The 17,857-nt window shown below is 68.1% G+C and carries 15 protein-coding genes and 1 tRNA gene; 13 read left to right on the forward strand and 3 right to left on the reverse strand.

Going from position 1 to position 17,857, the window contains the following annotated elements; translation table 11 throughout:
- Positions 1 to 9: 9 nt before the first annotated feature.
- The 3 genes from CMO28_RS21735 to CMO28_RS21745 are packed head-to-tail and all read left to right on the forward strand — an operon-like array spanning position 10 to position 2,835.
- Positions 10 to 678 (forward strand): glutathione S-transferase family protein, encoded by a 669-nt coding sequence (locus tag CMO28_RS21735; protein ID WP_014743707.1) that lies wholly within the window; start codon positions 10 to 12, stop codon positions 676 to 678.
- Positions 659 to 1,873, forward strand: a complete 1,215-nt coding sequence (gene queG / locus CMO28_RS21740) for a tRNA epoxyqueuosine(34) reductase QueG (protein WP_296716941.1) — start codon at positions 659 to 661, stop codon at positions 1,871 to 1,873. The genes CMO28_RS21735 and queG overlap by 20 nt, the downstream gene beginning before the upstream one ends.
- On the forward strand, positions 1,870 to 2,835 hold the full coding sequence (locus tag CMO28_RS21745; protein ID WP_296716944.1) for an SDR family oxidoreductase: 966 nt from the start codon (positions 1,870 to 1,872) through the stop codon (positions 2,833 to 2,835). The genes queG and CMO28_RS21745 overlap by 4 nt, the downstream gene beginning before the upstream one ends.
- A gap of 6 nt (positions 2,836 to 2,841) precedes the next feature.
- Here the strand turns inward: CMO28_RS21745 and CMO28_RS21750 are convergent, their stop codons facing one another.
- Entirely contained in the window at positions 2,842 to 4,422 is a 1,581-nt protein-coding gene (locus tag CMO28_RS21750; RefSeq protein WP_296716947.1) for an ABC-F family ATP-binding cassette domain-containing protein, read from the reverse strand.
- Positions 4,423 to 4,550: 128 nt separating this feature from the next.
- Positions 4,551 to 5,369 (reverse strand): alpha/beta hydrolase, encoded by an 819-nt coding sequence (locus CMO28_RS21755; RefSeq protein ID WP_296716949.1) that lies wholly within the window; start codon positions 5,367 to 5,369, stop codon positions 4,551 to 4,553.
- Between the two features lie 328 nt (positions 5,370 to 5,697).
- On the opposite strand from CMO28_RS21755, the gene CMO28_RS21760 reads away from it, so the two are divergent.
- The 9 genes from CMO28_RS21760 to lepA all read left to right on the forward strand — a co-directional run bounded on the left by CMO28_RS21760 (position 5,698) and on the right by lepA (position 16,900).
- Positions 5,698 to 6,792 carry a glycosyltransferase family 4 protein gene (locus tag CMO28_RS21760; protein ID WP_296716952.1) on the forward strand — a complete coding sequence of 365 codons (1,095 nt, stop codon included), beginning with the start codon at positions 5,698 to 5,700 and terminating at the stop codon, positions 6,790 to 6,792.
- Complete coding sequence (locus tag CMO28_RS21765; protein ID WP_296716954.1) at positions 6,789 to 7,760, forward strand: glycosyltransferase family 9 protein; 972 nt, start codon at positions 6,789 to 6,791, stop codon at positions 7,758 to 7,760. Before CMO28_RS21760 ends, CMO28_RS21765 begins: the two co-directional genes overlap by 4 nt.
- A 255-nt stretch (positions 7,761 to 8,015) precedes the next feature.
- Entirely contained in the window at positions 8,016 to 8,594 is a 579-nt protein-coding gene (gene infC, locus CMO28_RS21770; protein WP_062761755.1) for a translation initiation factor IF-3, read from the forward strand.
- 270 nt (positions 8,595 to 8,864) lie between these two features.
- Positions 8,865 to 9,062, forward strand: a complete 198-nt coding sequence (rpmI, locus tag CMO28_RS21775; RefSeq protein WP_014743715.1) for a 50S ribosomal protein L35 — start codon at positions 8,865 to 8,867, stop codon at positions 9,060 to 9,062.
- An 86-nt stretch (positions 9,063 to 9,148) separates the two neighbouring features.
- Positions 9,149 to 9,517: a 50S ribosomal protein L20 gene (gene rplT / locus CMO28_RS21780; protein ID WP_014743716.1), complete on the forward strand. Its 369-nt coding sequence runs from the start codon at positions 9,149 to 9,151 to the stop codon at positions 9,515 to 9,517.
- Between the two features lie 237 nt (positions 9,518 to 9,754).
- On the forward strand, positions 9,755 to 10,834 hold the full coding sequence (gene pheS, locus CMO28_RS21785; RefSeq protein ID WP_014743717.1) for a phenylalanine--tRNA ligase subunit alpha: 1,080 nt from the start codon (positions 9,755 to 9,757) through the stop codon (positions 10,832 to 10,834).
- Between the two features lie 16 nt (positions 10,835 to 10,850).
- Positions 10,851 to 13,259, forward strand: coding sequence for a phenylalanine--tRNA ligase subunit beta (gene pheT, locus CMO28_RS21790; RefSeq protein ID WP_296716962.1), 2,409 nt, complete (start codon positions 10,851 to 10,853; stop codon positions 13,257 to 13,259).
- Positions 13,260 to 13,544: 285 nt separating this feature from the next.
- Positions 13,545 to 14,951, forward strand: coding sequence for an adenylate/guanylate cyclase domain-containing protein (locus tag CMO28_RS21795; protein WP_296716965.1), 1,407 nt, complete (start codon positions 13,545 to 13,547; stop codon positions 14,949 to 14,951).
- Positions 14,952 to 15,100: 149 nt separating this feature from the next.
- Positions 15,101 to 16,900, forward strand: coding sequence for a translation elongation factor 4 (gene lepA / locus CMO28_RS21800; RefSeq protein WP_296716969.1), 1,800 nt, complete (start codon positions 15,101 to 15,103; stop codon positions 16,898 to 16,900).
- A 66-nt stretch (positions 16,901 to 16,966) separates the two neighbouring features.
- Here the strand turns inward: lepA and CMO28_RS21805 are convergent, their stop codons facing one another.
- Positions 16,967 to 17,290 carry a hypothetical protein gene (locus tag CMO28_RS21805; RefSeq protein WP_296716972.1) on the reverse strand — a complete coding sequence of 108 codons (324 nt, stop codon included), beginning with the start codon at positions 17,288 to 17,290 and terminating at the stop codon, positions 16,967 to 16,969.
- A gap of 279 nt (positions 17,291 to 17,569) precedes the next feature.
- Here CMO28_RS21805 and CMO28_RS21810 point away from each other — a divergent pair.
- Positions 17,570 to 17,659, forward strand: a tRNA-Ser gene (locus tag CMO28_RS21810).
- The last annotated feature ends 198 nt before the right edge of the window (positions 17,660 to 17,857 follow it).

A 17,857-nucleotide genomic window follows, 5' to 3' on the forward strand; every position in this document is an offset into this window, starting at 1 on the left:
TCCTCGGCCATGCGCACGCTTTATCATCACTGGCTGAACCCTGGTTGCCGCGTGGTCCGACTGGCCCTCGGCGAGAAGCAGCTCGATCACGATCTGCAGCTCGAAAAGGCGTGGGAACGCCGCACCGAGTTCCTGAGGCTCAATCCGGCAGCCGTGCTTCCGGTTCTGGTTGAAGCCGACGACACCGTGGTCGCCGGCCATCGCACCGTGCTCGAATATCTGGAAGAGGCCTATCCGGAACATCCCCTGCTGCCGCGCCGGCCGGGCGACCGGGCCGAGGTGCGCCGGCTGATCGACTGGTTCGACCACAAATTCTCCGACGAGGTCACCCGCAATCTCGTGGGGGAGAAGGTCGACAAGCGCCTGGCAGGCTTGGGACAGCCGACTTCGGCCGCGATCCGCGCGGGCCTTGCCAATATCAACTATCACCTGGAATACGTGGCCTTCCTGACCGAGCGGCGCAAATGGCTGGCCGGCGATCAGCTCTCGCTGGCCGATCTGGCCGCTGCCGCCCATCTTTCGGCGATCGATTATCTGGGCGATGTGCCCTGGGTCCGCCATCCGGTCGCCAAGGAATGGTATGTCCGGATCAAGTCCCGGCCGAGCTTCCGGCCCATGCTCAAGGACCGGATCATCGGCATTGCGCCCGCGGCGCATTATGGCGACCTCGATTTCTGACCGGCGCCCGCCCGCGCCGCCACCGCCCAGGCGCAAGGGGCCGCCGCTCGACCTTGATCCCGCCGGCTGGACGGCGGCGATCCGCGCCAGGGCCAGGGAGATCGGCTTCGATGCCGTGGGCTTCGCCCCGGCCCGCCTTCCCCCTGCGACAGGCGAGGCGCTCGACCGGTTCGTCGAACTCGGCCGCCATGGCGACATGCGCTGGATCGAGGACCGGATCGACTGGCGCCGCAGCCCCGATGCGCTCTGGCCCGAGGCACGGAGCGCGATTGTCCTTGCCCAGAATTACGGACCGGCCACCGACCCTCTGGCCAATCTCTCCTGCCCTGAAACCGGCAGCCTGTCGGTCTATGCCCGGGGCGACGATTATCACGAGGTGATCAAGGCAAAGCTGCGCCGTCTGGCCCGCTGGCTGTGGGACGAAAGCGCGGTCGAGCTGAAATTCTTCGTCGATACCGCGCCGGTGATGGAAAAGCCGCTGGCGGCGCTGGCCGGGCTGGGCTGGCAGGGGCGGCACACCAATCTGGTTTCGCGTGATTTCGGATCCTGGACCTTCCTGGCGGTGATGCTGACCGGGCTGGATCTTGTCCATGACCGCCCCCATGGCGATCGCTGCGGCAGCTGCCATGCCTGTCTGGATGCCTGTCCGACCGATGCCTTCCCGGCGCCTTATGAACTGGATGCCCGGCGCTGCATTTCCTATCTCACCATCGAACTCGACGGGCCGGTGCCGGCGGAGCTCCGGGCCGCCATGGGTAATCGGATCTATGGCTGCGACGACTGTCTGGCGGTCTGCCCCTGGAACAAGTTCGCGAGAGGGGCCGCCGAGATGAAGCTGGCGGGCCGCGAGGCGCTGACGGCACCGGCGCTTGCCGATCTGGCCGGACTGGACGATGGCGCATTCCGCACCATGTTCGCCAAGACCGCCGTCAAGCGCATCGGCCGCGACCGCTTCGTCCGCAATGTCGCGATCGCGATCGGCAATTCGGGGCGGCCCGATCTGGTGCCGGCACTTCGGCCACTGCTGGCGGATGGGGCGGCGCAGGTGCGGGCGATGGCGGTCTGGGCGGCATCGCGGCTGATGTCGCCGGCTGAATTTGCAGGCGCGGCGGCCGGGCGGTTGCCGGGCGAAACCGATCCGGTGGTGCTGAGCGAATGGCGGGCTGCCGGTGTCCTGTCCGAGGAGGGGCCATGACCGACCACCCCGCCGATCACGAGGCGACTGATCCCGTGGCCCTGCTTCGCCCTGTGGCGGGCGATGGCGGCCTGCTGTTCTGCTTCGGCCTCGGCTTTTCCGCCCGGGCTTTGGCCCGGGCCTGGATTGCGGCGGGCGGCCGGGTGGCCGGCACCTGCCGGAGCGCCGGTAAGCGCGATCAGCTGGCGGCCGAGGGGATCACCGCGCATCTGTTCGACGGCAGCGAAGCGATGGACGCCGCAGGTCTCGCGGATCTGGGACGGGCCGTAGCGATCCTGTCTTCGGTCGGCCCCGACGCCGGGGGCGATGCGGTGATCCGGGTTCACGGCGCGGATATTGCCACCGTGGCGGCAGCCGGTGCGGCACGCGGTGCCGCGCCCTGGATCGGCTATCTGTCGACTACCGGGGTCTATGGCGATCATGGCGGCGGCTGGGGCGACGAGACCACGCCGACCATCGCCGCCGGCGGCCGGGGTGGCCGCCGGGTGGCGGCGGAACAGGCCTGGTCGGCGCTGGCGCCCGAGGCCCCGGCCCATCTCTTCCGGCTGGCCGGCATCTATGGCCCCGGCCGTTCGGCGCTCGATACGGTCCGCGCCGGGCGGGCGCATCGGGTGGTGAAGCCGGGCCAGGTCTTCTCGCGCATCCATGTCGACGACATCGCCGCCGTGCTGGCAGCCTCGATCGCCCGCCCGGCGCCGGGCCGTGCATACAATCTCTGCGACGACGAGGCAGCCCCGCCCCAGGACGTGATCCTGCATGCCTGCGCGTTGCTGGGGGTGACGCCGCCGCCGGAAGTGCCGTTCGAAGAGGCCGATCTCAGCCCGATGGCGCGCAGCTTCTATGCCGACAACAAGCGGGTGCGCAACAACCGGATCCGCGAGGAGCTGGGCGTGCGGCTGAAATACCGCACCTACCGGGACGGGCTGGCCGCCCAGCTTGCGGCGGAAGCGGCCAGCCTGTAGCCGCGGTCAGGCGGGAAGCCGCAGATGCCGCCCGATGCCCACCCGGGCGAGCAACTCGCGATCATGGCTGACCAGGACCAGGGCGCCATCCCAGGCGGCAAGTGCGGTCTCCACCGTCTCGGTCGCCTCCAGGTCCAGGTGATTGGTGGGCTCGTCGAGCAGCAGCAGCTCCGGCGGCTCCGCCTGGCCGAGCAGGCAGGCGAGAGCGACCCGCACCCGCTCACCGCCGCTCAGCATGGCCGTCTGCCGCAATGCGGCGTCACCGCGGAACAGGAAGCGTGCAAGGATTGCGCGCAGGGCTTCCTCTCCGGCATCGGGCGCATGGCGTCGCAGATTGTCGAGCAGGCTGAGCGCCGGATCGAGCAGATCCGCATGCTGGTCGAGCAGGGCGATCCGGCCGGGGCGTCGGACCGAACCGCTGCGGGGCCGGTCCAGCCCGGCGGCGATCCTGAGCAGCGACGTCTTGCCGGCGCCGTTCGGCCCCGTGATCGCGATCCGCTCCGGCCCCGTGACGCTGAGATCGGGCAGGGAGATGCCAGCGGCCGTCACGACATCGCGCATGTCGAGCAGCTCCCGCCCACGGGCGAGATCTGTTGCGGGCAGTGAAAAAACCGGCCGGCCGGTGAGGTCGAGCGCGGCGCGGGCGGCCGTCAGGTCGCCTGCTGCCGTCTCCAGACGCCTTGCTGCCAGCCGGTTCCCGCGGCCCCGGCTGCGTTCCGCCCGATCCTGTCGGGCATCGAGCAGGATTTTCGGCATGTCGCCGCGGGCGCGATGCCGGCGGCCGGCGGCGTCGCGGCGATCCTGACGCGCGGCCGCCGCAGAGGCCTCGCGCTTTGTCCGGCTCATCTGATCCCGGGCGGCAGCCATGGCGGCATGGGCCGCGGCTTCCCGGGCCGTGCGCGCGGCAAGCCAGGCCTCGCCGCCGCCCGTGTGGTGGAAGACCCGGCCCGGCGCCAGTTCCAGAATGCGCGGCAGTCCACACAACAGGTCCCGGTCATGAGACGCGATGATCAGCCCGCCCGCCCAGTCTGCGATGAGAGAGGCGACGGCCTGCCGCCCGCTCTCGTCCAGATGGTTGGTCGGCTCGTCCAGCAGCAGCAGATCCGGTTCGGCCAGGATCGCGCCGGCAAGCCGCAACCGGGCGCGTTCGCCGCCACTGAGGGTTGCGACGGGGCGGCGGACATCCAGGTCCGCAAGGCCCATCCGGGTCAGTGCCGCGGCGATCCGGGTTTCAAGGCCCCAGTCGATGCGGGCCGCGTCACGGGCGTCGATGCGCCCCGCCAGCGCGCGGTCGATGAGGTCGAGCGCAGCCCTCTGGCCGATCAGATCGGCAACCGTCAGATCCGTCGGCGTGGCTGCCGTCTGGTCGAGCAGCAGGCAGTCGGCCGGCCGGACGATCCGACCGGCGGCGGGAGAGGCATCGCCGCTGATGATCCGGAGCAGGGTCGATTTGCCACTGCCGTTGCGACCGACGAGACCAAGGGACTCCTGGCCCAGATCGAGATCGAGCCCTGAAAAAAGCTCACGCCCCCGGGGATCGATCGCGGCAATGCCGCGGAGGCTGAGGCGCACGGTGGTGGATGACATGGAGAGCCTTCGGAACGGAACGACGACACGGGGTGAGGCGGTCGGTCGTCGTTCCGATCATCGGCAGGGCACTCCTGAAGGCTGCGGCGGCTGAAGGTTCCCGATATGTGGGGAGCCGTGGCCCCGGATCAATCCGCTTCGACCACCAGCCGGCACACCTCGTCGAGGGTGCGGGTCAGCATGGCGATGTCCGAAGGCGTCGAAAGCCGGTGATCGCCGCCCTTGACCAGTTCGATCCGGAGATCGGTGGTGGTCAGGGCCGCGGCGGTTTCCAGCGACAGCCGCCAGGGTACGTCGGGATCTTCCAGGCCATGGAGCAGGCGCACCGGCCCTTCGAAGGGGATGGGGCCGTCGAGCACCAGATTGTCGCGCCCCTCTTCGATCAGCCGACGGGTGATCACCGTGGGCTCCGGGTCGTATTCCGACGGGATCTCCAGGCGGCCGTCGCGAAGCAGCGTCGCCTGCTGGTCGGCGGTCATGTCGGGCCACATCAGCTTTTCGGTGAAATCGGGCGCCGCGGCGATGCCGATCATGCCCTTCACCCGATCAGGGCGGGCCAGGGCGACGCGCAGCATGATCCAGCCGCCCATGCTGGAGCCCACCAGGACCAGCGGGCCGTCGGTCAGGCGATCGATCATCACCAGCGCATCCTCGACCCAGCGGCCGATGCAGCCGTCCTCGAAGGCGCCGTCCGAGATGCCGTGACCGGAATAGTCGAAGCGCAGATAGGGCCGGCCGGTGCGGGCGCAGAACCCGTCGAGCGCCATGGCCTTGGTGCCGGTCATGTCCGAGCGGAACCCGCCCAGGAATACGACGCCCGGCCCAGGCGCCCAGAGCTTGGGCAGATGGCGATGATAGGCCAGATGCACGCCGTCGCCGCGATCGATACGGCCGGTATCGGAACCGGCGGGATGGGCGGGGTCGGCGGAAGAGGTGGGGGTGGACACGCGATCCTCCATTTGGGGGATGGGGTTGGATGTGGACGAGGGCGGGCGTGACGGGCCGGATGCATGACAGGTGGACCGGTGACCATTTCGGGGCGTGGGCAGCCCGGACTTCTGCCCGAAAGGTCGCTCGTGTAGTCTGTGGGCGGATCCGGCCGGGTGGCCGGGCCAGCCGTGCCCGCGCCCGCATGGAGCCCTGAACCCGGTGCAATCGGACGATATTAGCAGCAAGCCCGCCCATGACCCAAACGACGGTCCTGTGACGCCCCCCGCGTCGGCCCCCCGGCCGCGCACCGTTCTTCAGGTGCTTCCGGCGCTGGGACCGGGCGGTGTGGAGCGCGGCACCGTCGACATCGCCGCCGGCCTGATCGCCGCCGGCTGGCGTGCCGTCGTGGCCTCGGCGGGCGGACCGCTGGCCGTGGAACTGGAGCGGCTGGGCGGCCGGCATGTCACCCTGCCGCTGGCGACCAAGCGCCCCTGGGCGATCCGCGCCAATGCCGGGCGGCTTGCCGATCTGATCCGGGAAGAGGGGGTGGATCTGGTCCATGCCCGCTCTCGCGCACCGGCCTGGAGCGCCTTTATGGCGGCGGAGCGCACCGACACCCCCTTCGTGACCACCTTTCACGGCACCTATGGTCACGGCAGCTGGCTGAAGCGCCGCTATAACGCGGTGATGACCCGCGGCCGGCCGCTGATCGCGATCTCGGACTTCATCGCCGACCATCTGCAGACGGTCTATGGCGTCGATCCGGCCGTGATCCGGACCATCCCGCGTGGGGTGGATGTTTCGAAATTCCATCCGGCAGCGGTCTCGGCCGACCGGATCATCGCACTGGCCCGCCGCTGGCGGCTGGACGAAAGCCGGGCACTGATCCTGATGCCGGGCCGGCTCAGCCGGTGGAAGGGGCATATGGTTCTGCTCGACGCGCTGGCCGAGCTTGGGCGGCGCGATGTGCAATGCGTGATGGTGGGCGCGGCCCCCGGCACCGAGAGCTACCGCGCCGAGGTCGAGCAGGCGATCCGGGATCGCGGGCTGGAGGATGTGGTGGGCATTGCGGAGGCCGAACGCGACATGCCGGCGGCCTATATGCTCGCCGATGTGGTGGTGTCGCCGGCGACGGAGCCTGAGGCTTTCGGCCGGGTGCCGGTGGAGGCCCAGGCGATGGGCCGCTGGATCATCGCCACGGATCATGGCGGCGCGCGCGAGACCGTGGACACGAATATCGGCGGCATGCTTGTGCCGCCGGGGGATGCCGGGGCGCTGGCCCGGGCACTGGGGCTGGCCCTGACCATGGATCCGAAGGCGCGGGCCGCCGCGGCGCGCGCGATGATCGCCCATGTCGACGGCCGTTTCACCCTTGCCCGGATGCAGGCATCCACGCTGGCGGTCTACGAGGAGGCGCTGGCCCGGGGGCGACCGGTATGAAGAGGGCACAGAAGATCGTCGTGCCGCCAATGCCGGATCCGAAGGCCCGGGTGCTGGTGATCAAGCATTCCGCCTTCGGTGACGTGATCCTGGCGCTGGGGCCGATGAAGGCGATCCGCCTGGCCCATCCGGAGGGCCGCATCACCCTGCTGACCACGAAGCCCTATGCCGGGCTGCTGGAACAAAGCGGGCTGTTCGACGAGATCTGGATCGACGAGCGCCCCAAGGCCTGGCAGTTCGGCAAGGTCCGCGACATGCGCCGCCGGCTGAACGCCGAAGGCTTCGAGCGGGTCTACGACCTGCAGACCAGCGATCGCAGCAGCAGCTATTTCCGCCTGTTCGACCGGCCGCGGCCGCTCTGGTCCGGCATTGCGCCCGGATGCGCGCTGCCCCATGCCAACCCGCAACGCGACCACATGCACACGCTGGAGCGTCAGGCCGAACAGCTGGCCATGGCCGGGATCACCCGGGTGCCGGCGCCGGATCTCGGCTTCCTGAAGGCGGATCTGTCGGGCTTCGATCTGCCGGGGCGGTTCGGTCTGCTGGTGCCGGGTGGCGCCGCGCATCGCCCGGGCAAGCGCTGGCCGGCCGCGAAGTATGCCGAGACCGCGGGGCTGCTTGCCGATCAGGGGATCGTACCGATGCTGATCGGCACGACTGCCGAGGCCGGAGCGATCGATGCGGTGGTGGCTGCCGAGCCGCGGGCCGTATCGTTGCAGGGGCGCACCAGTTTTGCCGAGATCGCAAGTCTCGCCCGACGTGCGGCGATCGCGGTGGGCAACGACACCGGGCCGATGCATCTGATCGCTGCGGTCGGCTGCCCGTCGCTCAGCCTGTTCTCGAAGGAAAGCGACCCGCAGCTGACCCGCCCCCGGGGGCCGCGCGCCTCGTGGGTACGGTCCGATCGGCTTGCCGATCTGTCGGTCGGAGAGGTCGCCACCGCCATCCGTCGGCTGCTCGAGACGTGACCGGGGCTAAGTTGCCGTTCAAGAAAGACTTGCACGACACCGGACCGTGACTATCCTTCTGTCATATCGGCGACGCGCATGTGCGCGTCGACCCCGCCTCATGTCCTGTCGCCCGGTTCAAGAACCATCCCGTCGTCACCATATCCGGTTTTCGCCGACCGGTGCCGTGGCCGGGCATGGGTTCCCTGGCCCGGCCTGCAGGGTGCGGGTTTCCGGTCGGCAATCGAAAGGGGACTGACCATCGCTAGAAGACCAATGCCGGTGGCGCCGAACGCGAATCGCGACGCCCATCGCATCAATGAAGCCATCCGCGTGCCGCAGGTGCGTCTGATCGACGCCGACGGCAACATGATCGGTATCGTCTCCCGGGACGACGCTCTGAACCGCGCTGCCGATGCCGGGCTCGACCTGGTTGAGGTTGCGGCTCAGGCCGAACCGCCCGTGTGCAAGCTTCTCGACTACGGCAAGTTCAAGTACGAGTCGCAGAAGAAGGCCCAGGAGGCCCGGAAGAAGCACAAGACGATCGAGATCAAGGAACTCAAGTTCCGGCCGAACATCGACGACAACGACTACAACGTCAAGATGAAGCATGCCGTCAAGTTCCTGACCGAAGGCGACAAGGTGAAGATCACCATGCGCTTCCGCGGTCGTGAAGTGACGCACCAGGATCTGGGCATGCGCGTCCTGATGCGGGTTTCGGGTGATCTTGCCGAACTGGGCAAGGTCGAGCAGCGCCCGACCCTTGAAGGTCGTCAGATGACCATGGTGCTTGCACCGCTCGTCCAGCCGGGCGAGAAGGCCGAAGGTGCGGACAAGGCCGCCGAAAAGGCATGAGCTGACCGGTCTCGTGCCTGCTGGCTTGCGATGGGCGCCGGGACCCGTGGGATCCCGGCTGCCTTTTCGGCAGCGGCGTGCGTCCTGCACTTGCCAAGTGCCGGTGGCGTCGCTATAAAGCCGGCTTCGAAACGCCGGGACGGGCGACCGTTCCGCGCGACATGGTGGCCGTGGCTTCTGGCATGCCCGTCCGCCATGGATGCTCCGCATCGTCCCGTGCCGTTCCTGACGGCTCAGGGGGGGATGCGACCTGAACAGACGGAGAGCAAAATGCCAAAGCTGAAGAGCAAGAGCGGCGCCAAGAAGCGGTTCCGCCTGACTGCGAGCGGCAAGGTCCGCCGCGCCAGCGCCTTCCATCGTCACTGCATGTCGTCCAAGACGCAGAAGCAGAAGCGCAACAGCCGCAAGACCCAGATCCTGACGGCTGCCGACGCGAAGATCGTCAAGCAGTTCCTGCCCTACGCCTGACCGGCCCCTGGCGGACGACGACAGAAGATGCAGTGTCCGGCCGATTGAACGGCCGGCTCCAATGATTTCCATCGGGAGTACAGACGATGGCCCGTGTGAAGCGCGGCGTGACGTCCCATGCGCGCCACAAGAAGGTTCTGAAGCTGGCCGAGGGCGCCCGTGGCCGCTCGTCCAAGACGATCCGCGCAGCCAAGCAGCGCGTCGACAAGAACCTGCAGTACGCCTACCGCGACCGCCGCGTCCGCAAGCGCCAGTTCCGCGCGCTGTGGATCCAGCGCATCAACGCCGGTACGCGTGAGCTGGGCATGACCTACAGCCAGTTCATGGCCGGCCTGAAGGCCGCGGCCATCGAGATGGACCGCAAGGTCCTGTCGGATCTGGCCGTGCACGAGCCCGCAGCCTTTAAGAGCCTTGTCGAGCAGGCGCAGAGCGCTCTCGCCAAGGCCGGTGCCTGAGAGACGCGGATATCGGGCGGTGACGCCCGGTAACCCGGATCCGGCACAGAAGGACGCCGATCGAAGCGAGGGGGCCCGCGCCTGCGGGACCCCTCGTTTTGCGTTCTGAGCCAGGTTTATCCGGAAGGGCGCGGTGTCATCGAACCGTCACCGGTGAACGCGCATTCTGCCCCTCCGTCGGATCTCAGACGTCCGATACGCATAAGACCGTCGAGCCAAACTGATCCCGAGGCCTCCATGACCGACATCGACAGCCTGAAGGAGGAGATCGAGGGGCGCATCGCCGCTGCCGCCGATCTCGACGCGCTCGAAGAGGTGCGCGTTCAGGCCTTTGGCCGCAAGGGCCGCATCACCGAGATGCTGAAGGGCCTTGGCGCCCTGGACCCCGAGGCGCGCAAGGCGACCGGCCAGGCGCTGAACCAGGTGCGCGACCAGCTGCAGACGGCCCTGGAGGCCCGCCGCGAGGTGCTGAAGGCGGCGGCCCTGGATGCCCGTCTCGCGGCCGAGCGGATCGACGTCACCCTGCCGGTGCGACCCGAGCCCCAGGGCCGCATTCACCCGATCTCGCAGGTGATCGACGAACTGACGGCCATCTTCGCCGATATGGGCTTCCAGGTGGCCGAAGGTCCGCAGATCGAGACCGACTACTACAACTTCACCGCGCTCAACATCCCGCCGGAGCATCCCGCCCGGCAGATGCACGACACTTTCTACGTCCGCGGCAAGGCCGAAGACGGTGCCAACCTGGTGCTGCGCACCCACACCTCGCCGGTGCAGATCCGCACCATGGAGGCGGGCAAGCCGCCTTACCGGATCATCGCGCCGGGGCGGACCTATCGCAGCGACAGCGACATGACCCACACCCCGATGTTCCATCAGGTGGAGGGGCTGGTGATCGATCGCGACATCACCATGGCGCATCTGAAGGGCTGTCTGATCGAGTTCGCCAAGGCCTTCTTCGAGGTCGACGATCTGCCGGTGCGTTTCCGTCCGAGCTATTTCCCGTTCACGGAACCGTCGGCCGAGATGGATATCGGCTGCCAGCGCGGCGGCGGCGAACTCAAGATCGGCAATTACGGCGACTGGCTGGAGATCCTGGGCTGCGGCATGGTCCACCCCAAGGTGCTGGCCATGGCCGGCATCGATCCCAACGAGTATCAGGGCTTCGCCTTCGGCATGGGCATCGAACGCATCGCCATGCTGAAGTACGGCGTGCCGGATCTGCGCACCTTCTTCGAGGGCGATCCGCGCTGGCTGAAGCATTACGGCTTCGCGGCGGCCGATCTGCCGACGCTTGCCGGCGGACTGACGCGCTGAACGGAGATCACTCGCGATGAAGTTCACCCTGTCCTGGCTGAAGGACCATCTCGACACCGATGCCGATCTGGACCGGATCGCGCTGGCGCTGACCGCCGTCGGGCTCGAGGTCGAAGAGATCACCGACCGGCGCGCGGCCCTCGCCCCGTTCACCGTCGCCCATGTCATCTCGGCCGAGAAGCATCCGGATGCCGACAAGCTCCGGGTCTGCCGGGTCGATACCGGCGATGGCGAGGTTCAGGTCGTCTGCGGCGCCCCCAACGCCCGCACCGGCATGAAGGCGGTTTTCGCCCGTTCAGGCCTGACCGTGCCCGGCACCGGGCTGACGCTCAAGCCCTCGAAGATCCGCGGCGTCGAAAGCAACGGCATGCTGGTCTCGATGCGCGAGATGGGCCTGTCGGACGAGCATGACGGCATCATCGAGATGCCCGGGGATGCGCCGCTCGGCCAGCCCTTCGCGCCGGTGCTGGGCGTCGATGACCCGGTCATCGAGATTGCGATCACCCCCAACCGGGGCGATTGCCTGGGCGTGCGCGGCATTGCCCGGGATCTGGCCGCCGCCGGTCTCGGTACGCTGAAGCCGCTGGAGGCGACCCCGGTTGCCGGCCGTTTCCCGAACCCCGTGGCCATCCGGATCACCGATGACGCCAGGTCCGGCTGCCCGGTCTTTGCCGGGCGCACCATCCGCGGCGTGACCAATGGTACAGCACCCGACTGGATGCTGCGCCGGCTGACCGCGGTCGGGCTCAGGCCGATTTCGGTGCTGGTCGACATCACCAATTATGTGTCGCTGGATCTGGGCCGGCCGCTGCATGTCTTCGACGCGAAGAAGCTGACCGGCGATCTGACCATCCGCACCGCTGCCGAGGGCGAAAGCCTGAAGGCGCTGGACGAGCGGACCTATGCGCTGGGTGCCGGCCGCGACGTGGTGATCGCCGACGATGCCGGGGTGCAGAGCCTGGGCGGCATCATGGGTGGCGAGGCGACCGGCGTCGACGAGACCACCACCGAGGTGGTGCTGGAATGCGCCTGGTTCGATCCGAAGCGGATCGCCGAAAGCGGCCGGGCCCTCTCGATCCTGAGCGATGCCCGCTATCGGTTCGAGCGCACCGTCGACCCCGAGACGGTGCTGCCGGGCACCGAGATTGCGACCGCGCTGATCCTGACGCTTGCCGGTGGCGAGGCATCCGAGGTCACGGTCGCGGGCGAGGTGCCGGGCTTCGACCGGGTCATCGGCTTCCGCCCGGCGCGGGTGGAAAGCCTGGGCGGCATCGTCGTCGATCCGGCGGCGCAGGCCACCATCCTCACCCGCCTCGGCTTCGACGTGGTGCAGGAGAGCGACGCCCTCTGGCAGGTCCGGGTGCCGAGCTGGCGCCAGGATGTCGAGGGCGAGGCGGATCTGGTCGAGGAGGTGCTGCGCATCAACGGCTATGACGCCGTGCCGCCGGTGCCGTTGCCGCGGGTGGATGTGGTGACCCGCACCGCAGCCAACGACCGCCGTCGCCGGGCCGGCTGGGTCCGCCGCGATCTGGCCGCCCGCGGCCTGGTCGAGACGGTGAACTACTCCTTCCTGACCGCGGCCGCCGCCCGGCGCTTCGGCGGCGGGGCGGACGAGCTGCATCTGCTGAACCCGATCTCGGCGGATCTGGAAGTGATGCGGCCCACCCCGCTCGCCTCTCTGGTCATGGTGGCCGGTCGGGCTGCCGCCCGTGGCGAGCTGGACGGCCGGTGGTTCGAGGTCGGCCCCGGCTGGCGCGGCATCGCGCCTTCCGACCAGCGCAACCTGGCGACCGGTCTGCGCACCGGCCGCACCGGGCCGCGCAGCTGGACCGGGCAGCCGCGGACGGTCGATGTCTTCGATGCCAAGGCCGACATCCTGGCGGCGCTTGCGGCCGCGGGCATGGATGCCGACAAGGTGCAGATCGTCGCCGGCGAGGCGCCCGGCCATTACCATCCCGGCCGGTCGGCCGCGGTGAAGCTGGGGCCGAAGCTGACGCTCGGCTTCTTCGGCGAGCTGCATCCGCTGGTGGTCGAGGCCCATGACGTGAAGGGGCCGGCCGTCGGCTTCGAGCTGGATCTCGACGCCCTGCCGGAGCCCAAGCGCAAGGCCGACCGGACCCGTCCGGCGCTGGTGCTGCACGACCTGCAGCCGGTCGAGCGCGATTTCGCCTTCGTGGTCGATGCCGGGGTTGCGGCCGAGGCGCTGATCAAGGCGGTGCGCGGCGCCGAAAAGAAGCTGATCACCGACGTCTCGGTCTTCGACCGCTACGAGGGTGAGCGGCTGGGCGCCGGCAAGGTGTCGCTTGCGGTGTCGGTGACCCTGCAGCCGGTGGAGCGCACCCTGACCGATGCCGAAATCCAGGCGGTGTCGGATCGGATCGTCGCCGCGGTCACCAAGGCGACGGGGGCCGTGCTGCGGGGCTGACGGGGGCCGGCGGTTTCGGACGAAAACAGCCACGACGAAAAAAGCCGGGGGCGGCACGGGGTGTGACATGCGTCGCAGACCGTGCCGCCCCTGCGTTTTTGACACGATCCATTTTTGCTGCGCTGCCGTATGATTGTCATCCGGGTGTCATTCGGATCGGTTGCGGCATTGATGGCGCCCGGAAACACGCCCATATGCGGTCGGCCTGCATGCGGTGGGACGGCCGTGCCTTCCGCCAGATCGCCACATCTCGTGCCATACCTGTCCGTCAGAGGCTGCCGGCGCATGTCCGAAGTCGATCAACTGTTGCTTGCCCGGGAAAAGAAGGGCGTGCGCTTCGCGCTGGTCGCCCGGCTCGGCATGCTCGGCATCGTCTTCGGGTTGCATGTCTTCCTGTATCAGACCATTGGCGAACTGGCGCTGGTCGGTCTGCTCTGCGGCGGTGCTGCGATCGGGACCGCGGCCCTGCTGATGCATCTGGATCGCCAGGGCTGCCCCAAGCTGACCGGCTATCTGGCGACCCTGCTGGACGTGATGGTGCTGAGCGGACTGCCCGTGATCTGGTATATCGGCTCGGGCGCCGATCAGGTGGTCGGGCCGCAGTTTTTCCTGCAGACCCGCATGACCGTCGGCGTGCTGATGGTGATGGTGGTAAACGCGCTCGCCTTCCGTCCGGCCTATCCGCTGGTGATCGCCGTCGGCTTCGTGGCGATCTATGGCGGTTTCTCGGGCATGATCCTGAATGATCCGCGCACGGCGATCACCACCGACCCGCTGGCCGCCATGACCGGCATGGGGGTGGCGCCCAGGCTGGTGGTCGCCGATATGGTGATCGTGATGGTGGTGGGGCTGCTGCTCGCCGTCATGACCCGGGTCGCCCGCCGCATGGCGGTTCAGGCGGTGCGACAGCAGCATGCCTCGGACCAGCTTCGCCGTTATTTCTCGCCGGCCGTGGCCGCCCGGATCGCGGAAGGCGGTGACGATTTCTTCCGCCCCGGCGGGGTGGTGCGCGAGGTGGCGGTTCTGTTTGCCGATATCCGCGGTTTCACCCACCTCTCCGCCCAGATGCCGCCCGCCCATGTGCTGGACCTGCTGCGCAGCTACCATGCCGAGATGGTCGCCACCGTCTTTGCCCATGGCGGCACGCTCGACAAGTTCATCGGCGATGCGATCATGGTGACCTTCGGCTCGGCCGAACCCGACCCCAATCCGGCCCGCCGGGCGCTGGAGACGGCACTTGCCATGCGCGAGGCGCTGGAGCGGCTGAACCGGCGGCGGATCGCCGCGGGGGAACCGCCGCTCGCCCAGGATGTGGGTGTTCATGTCGGCCCGGCGCTCGTCGGCAATGTCGGCACGCCCGAGCGGCTGGAGCACACGGTGATCGGCGACACGGTCAACACCGCCAGCCGGATCGAGGCGGCGTGCAAACAGCATGGCCGTGACCTGTTGATCTCGGAGGCGGTCGTCGCCAAGGCCGGCGGGGGCTTCCTGCTCGAACGGCTGGCGCCGACCGTGCTCGCCGGCAAGACCGACCCGATCCAGCTCTATGCAGTGCTGGGGCATACCGCGGCAGATCAGGAGGATGACGTGATCCTGCCGGGGCTCCACGCCACACCCTGGGTGGTGGAGATGGACGAGGCCGAAGACGAAGCGCCGGCCGCGGCCAACGGGCTGGTGCGCGGCGCCGCCTGAACCCGGTCTGCCTGCGCCGGCCCGCCGACGCCGATCCCGGTTGCCAGCGCCCCTTGCGGGCCTTATGTTCCCCGGCAACTCAAACGCTTGTGCCTGCCCGGCCCCTTGTGCCCATCCGGCTGACGGGGCCCGGCCCTTCGGGGATGTCCATGACCGACCTCGCGAACATCCGCAACTTCTCGATCATCGCCCATATCGACCATGGCAAGTCGACCCTCGCCGACCGCCTGATCGAGCGGCTGGGCGGTCTTCAGGGCCGCGAGATGAAGGAGCAGATCCTCGATTCGATGGATATCGAGCGCGAGCGGGGCATCACGATCAAGGCGCAGACCGTCCGGCTGACCTATGACGCCAAGGACGGCAAGACCTACGAGCTGAACCTGATCGACACGCCCGGCCATGTCGATTTCTCCTACGAGGTCAGCCGCTCGCTGTCGGCCTGCGAAGGTTCTCTGTTGCTGGTCGATGCCAGCCAGGGCGTGGAGGCGCAGACGCTCGCCAATGCTTATCTCGCGATCGACAATGATCACGAGATCGTGCCGGTGCTGAACAAGGTCGATCTTCCTGCGGCGGAGCCCGAGCGCATCAAGCAGCAGATCGAGGACGTGATCGGGCTCGATGCCTCGCAGGCGATCCCGATTTCGGCCAAGACCGGTGTCGGCATCGACGACGTGCTTGAAGCCCTGATTACCCGTCTGCCGGCCCCTGCCGGCGATCCGGCGGCGCCACTGAAGGCGCTGGTCGTCGACAGCTGGTACGACCCCTATCTGGGCGTGGTCATCCTGGTGCGCGTGAAGGACGGGACGCTCAGGAAGGGTTCCAAGATCCGCTTCATGGCGACGAAGCGTGCGCATCCGGTGGACCGAGTGGGCGTGTTCACGCCCAAGCCGCTGATGATCGACACGTTGGGCTGCGGCTCGATCGGCTTCATCACCGCCGGCATCAAGGACATCGCCGATGCCCAGGTCGGCGACACCATCACCGAAGAGGACCGGCCGGCGGCGGCCCCTCTGCCCGGCTTCAAGCCGACGGTGCCGGTGGTGTTCTGCTCGCTCTTCCCGGTCGATGCCAGCGATTACGAGCATCTGCGCGACAGCCTGGGCAAGCTCCGGCTCAACGATGCGGCGCTGCATTTCGAGCCCGAGACCTCGACGGCGCTGGGCCTGGGCTTCCGTTGCGGCTTCCTGGGGCTGCTGCATCTTGAGATCATCCAGGAGCGGCTGGAGCGCGAGTTCAATCTCGACCTCATCACCACCGCGCCGAGCGTGGTCTATAAGGTCTATAAGATCGACGGCTCGATCATGGAGCTGCACAACCCGGCGGACATGCCCGACCCGGTGCAGATCGACCATATCGAAGAGCCGATGATCAATGCCACCATCATGGTTCCGGATGACCATCTGGGCGCCGTACTGAAGCTCTGCGAAGAGAAGCGCGGCCGGCAGAAGGAGCTGACCTATGTCGGCGGCCGGGCGATGGTCGTCTATGAACTGCCGCTGGCCGAGGTGGTGTTCGATTTCTACGACCGGCTGAAGTCGGTCAGCCGCGGCTATGCCAGCTTCGACTATCAGCTTCAGGGCTATGAGGAGAGCGATCTCGTCAAGCTGACGATCCTTGTCAACAAGGAGCCGGTCGACGCGCTGTCGATCATCGTCCACCGTGCCATGTCGGAGGGGCGTGGCCGGGTGATCTGTGAACGGCTGAAGGACCTGATCCCCCGCCAGATGTTCCAGATCGCGGTTCAGGCGGCGATCGGCGGCCGGGTGGTGGCACGTGAGACCGTGAAGGCCCTGCGCAAGGACGTGCTGGCCAAGTGCTATGGCGGCGACGTCAGCCGCAAGCGCAAGCTGCTGGAGAAGCAGAAGGAAGGCAAGAAGCGCATGCGGACCTACGGCAATGTCGAGATCCCGCAGTCGGCCTTCATCGCTGCGCTCAAGATCGACGGCTGATCGACCGATCGGCAATCATCCGGATAAAGTTGATGCCCGGGGTTGATGCACCCCGGGCATTTTTCGTCAGCGCCGCCGACTGAACCGCCGACGCCGGTCACCCTCGCCGCTTCTGCCGCCGGTTGCCAGCAGCAGCACGCCCAGCACGCCCGCCACCGCCCAGATCGGCAGTTCCAGAACCGTCCGCACCGGCGGCCACAGACCGGGCCACAGGGCGTTCTCGAGGCCGGCCTGCAGGCCGATCAGGCTGTTGCGGTCGATGGCTGCCCACAGGCTGGACAGGGGGATGATTTCCCATGTCCCCTGATACCAGGCCCCGACGGCTTCGAGACCGACGAGAACCAGGGCGGCGATGAGCAGCAGGAAGGCGAGGCTTCGGCGAACCGACATGCGGCAGACAATCTCCGTTCTGCGGGTGCAAGGACCAGCGACGACAAGCTTAGACCATCAACCCGTCTTGGCAACCGCCGCCGCACTTCGTCCGCCATGCGGTTCCGGCATATGCCCCGGCATGTCCCGGCTCCGACATGCCCTTGCCATTATCCCGGCCCGGACCCCAGATCGACGGTTGCGCCCCGCCGTCGTCCGGCTATAATGCGCGCCGCCGGTCGACCGGGATGCACGCACCGCACAGCATCCCAAGCAAGACAGTCGATCGGGCACAAGGCCGGAGGGATGGCCGAGCGGTCGAAGGCGCACGCCTGGAAAGTGTGTATACGGTAACACGTATCGTGGGTTCGAATCCCACTCCCTCCGCCATCTCAGCCGCAGCTCTGCATGCCAGGCGCGGCAGGCAGGGCGCGTATTCTGCGCCCCAGGCGCGCCACCTGTTGGGCGGCCGCCGTTTCGCCCCTGTCCCTTCTTCCCTGAGTGTGACGTAGGCCAGCACAGCGATCCGTTTCGGATGGCTGTGATCGTTTTTGCCTTCAGGGCCCCTGGCGGCACGCCGGGTGCGCG

Origin of the sequence: Tistrella sp. (genome assembly GCF_002684955.1) — a bacterium.
In the GTDB taxonomy this organism is placed as follows: Bacteria; Pseudomonadota; Alphaproteobacteria; order Tistrellales; family Tistrellaceae; genus Tistrella; species Tistrella mobilis.